Below are 2,698 nucleotides of genomic sequence, written 5' to 3' on the forward strand. Positions count from 1 at the left end.
CGTAGGAGACGAGCAGCGCCCAGCCGCCGCCGGGCCGGGGGAGCACGAACGCCCCCTCGACCGCGCCGTCGGCCGCCCGCGCCCGGTGCGCCAGGAGGCGGCCCGGCGCGGCGTGCAGCTCGCCCGGCGCGGGCACGAACCCGTCCGCCACGAACCCGGTCGCGGCGTCGAGGGGGAGCGCGTGGATCCCGCCGAAGAACGACCCGTACACGAGCCACTGCGTCCCGTCCGGCTCGGTCACGACGTTGGCGTCGATGGCGTTGGGATGGCCGAGCCCGGCCGGCGGGTCGGCGTGCTCGCTCGACACGACGACACCCTGGTCGGTCCACGGGCCCGCCGGGTGCGGCGCCTCCGCCAGGCCGATCGCCGAACGGCGCGAGCCGAACGTCGAGGCCGAGTAGTACATGCGCCAGGTGGTGCCCGCCGGAGTACCGACCCGCACGACCTCGGGCGCCCAGAGGCCCTCGGCGCCCGACCACGCCGCCGCGGGCGCGGGCACGCCCGGCAGCGCCCAGCCGTGGAAGTCCCAGGTCACGAGGTCGGTCGAGCGGCGCACCTGCACGCCCCCGCGCACGGGGCCGTCGGAGCGCGCGTCCGTGGAGAAGAGCCAGTAGACGCCGTCGTCGTCCCGCACCGCGGTGGGGTCGTGCACGTGGCGGCCGCCCCAGGTCGCCGTGTCGAGGGCGGTGTCGGTCGCGGTGTCGGTCGCGGTGTCGGTCGTGGTGTCCGTCATCGTCAGCCCTTCGTGCCGGTGAGGGCGACGGACTCGATGATCTGCCGCTGGAAGATCAGGAAGACCACGAGGATGGGCAGCACGGCGACGACGGACGCGGCCATGATCAGCGGGTAGTCGCGCTGGGTCGCGTACTGGACGTTCATGTTCGCGATGACCACCTGCAGCGTCTGCTTCTCGGGGGTGTTCAGGTACAGGATCGGCGCCAGGTAGTCGTTCCAGACCGCCATGAACCACAGGATGAACTGGGCGGCGACGGCGGGCCGGATGATCGGCATGATCATGCGCCAGAAGATCTGCCAGTAGGAGGCGCCGTCGATCTTGGCCGCCTCGACGAGGGAGTCCGGCACGCTCGACAGGTACTGGCGCAGGAAGAAGATCATCACGATGTTGCCGAAGATCGCCGGCACGATCAGGGGCCACAGCGTGTCCACCCAGCCGATCTTCGAGAACATCACGAACTGCGGGATCATGATCGTCGGGAACGGGATCATGATGCCGGTGAGCAGGCCGATGAAGATCGCGTTCTTGAACGGCATCCGCATCTTGGCGAGGGCGAACGCCGCCAGCGAGCAGGTGAACGTCCCGATCACCGTGACGCTGAGCGACACGACCAGGCTGTTCTTGATGCCGTCGAGAACGTAGGAGTCCGTCCACATGCGGACGTAGGTGTCCCACTGGGGGACCTCCGGGATCCACACCGGGGGGAGGGCGAAGACCTCGAGCTTCGTCTTCAGGGACGTGGAGAGCATCCACACCAGCGGGGCGATCATGAAGACCGCACCCGCCGCGAGGACGACCCACACGATCGTGTCGGTGAGGCGCGAGCGTGCCGAGCGGCCGAGGCGCGTGCCCGTCGGGGCGCCGGTCGTGGTGGCGGTCGTGGGAGCGGGCGTCGTGGTGGTCATGGTGTCTCCCTGGCCTCAGTCGACGACGAAGCCGGCGTTGCGCCGGTTCAGCCGGAACTGGATGAGCGTGATGACGAGGATGAGGAGCCCGAGCACCACCGACATCGCGGTGGCGTAGCCCATCTGCTGGTACCGGAACGCCTGGAGCCAGATGTGGTAGACGACGGAGGCCGTGGAGTACTCCGGCCCGCCGGTGGGCGTCATGATCTGGATCTCGATGAAGATCATCGCGCCGCCGATGACCTGCGTGACGATGAGGAAGAACGTCACCGGCTGCACCATCGGCAGCGTGATGGAGCGGAACTTCTGCCACCCGCCGGCGCCGTCGAGCTCGGCGGCCTCGTAGAGGGAGCGGGGCACGGACTGGATCGCGGCCAGGTAGAGCAGCATCGAGTACCCGAGCCCCTTCCAGACCGCCATCATGATGATCGCGGGCTTGGCCCAGACCGGGTCGGCCAGCCAGTTCGGGCCGTCGATCCCGAAGAGCCCCAGGAACTGGTTCACCAGGCCGAAGTCGCCGTTGTACGCCCACTGCCACAGGATCGCGATCGCGGCGATGGACGAGATCACGGGGACGTAGTAGATGGCCCGGAACGCGGCGCGACCGAAGATCTTCCGGTTCATCATCACGGCGAGCGCGAGCGAGATCGCCAGCCCGATCGGGATGCCGATCATGTAGAAGAACGTGTTGAACAAGGTCTGGCGGAACCGCTCGTCGCCCAGCAGGGCGACGTAGTTGTCGAGCCCGATGAACTGCATCGGCCCCAGCCCGTTCCACCGGGTCAGCGACGCGTACAGCGCGAAGAGGGTGGGGTAGAGGATGAAGAGCAGGTAGCCGAGCACGGGCGCCGCGACGAACAGCAGCGCCCACCTCTTCTCGGTGCGGTGGAGCCGCGAGGTCCCGCCGCGTCGTGGCGGCGCGGGAGCGGGGTCCGGCGCCGGGAGGCGGGTGCCGGCCGTGGCCGGCGTGGCGGTGGACGTCATCGCAGACTCCTTCGTCCAGGGACGTGCGAGGGGGACGAGCGGGGGAGGTGCGGTGCGGCCGCCCGGGAGGGGG

3 protein-coding genes are annotated in these 2,698 nt (G+C 69.6%); all 3 read right to left on the minus strand.

Features of this window, described 5'->3' with window-relative positions; genetic code table 11:
- The coding region (locus tag ACFWEK_RS20595) for an arabinan endo-1,5-alpha-L-arabinosidase (RefSeq protein WP_430555247.1) at positions 1-733 on the minus strand (733 nt) is incomplete at its 3' end.
- Between the two features lie 2 nt (positions 734-735).
- Entirely contained in the window at positions 736-1,641 is a 906-nt protein-coding gene (locus tag ACFWEK_RS20600; RefSeq protein WP_430555248.1) for a carbohydrate ABC transporter permease, read from the minus strand.
- A 15-nt stretch (positions 1,642-1,656) separates the two neighbouring features.
- Positions 1,657-2,625, minus strand: coding sequence for a carbohydrate ABC transporter permease (locus ACFWEK_RS20605; RefSeq protein ID WP_430546596.1), 969 nt, complete (start codon positions 2,623-2,625; stop codon positions 1,657-1,659).
- Positions 2,626-2,698: the final 73 nt, after the last annotated feature.

This window comes from Isoptericola sp. NPDC060257, assembly GCF_042726645.1.
Taxonomy (GTDB): Bacteria; Actinomycetota; Actinomycetes; order Actinomycetales; family Cellulomonadaceae; genus Isoptericola; species Isoptericola nanjingensis.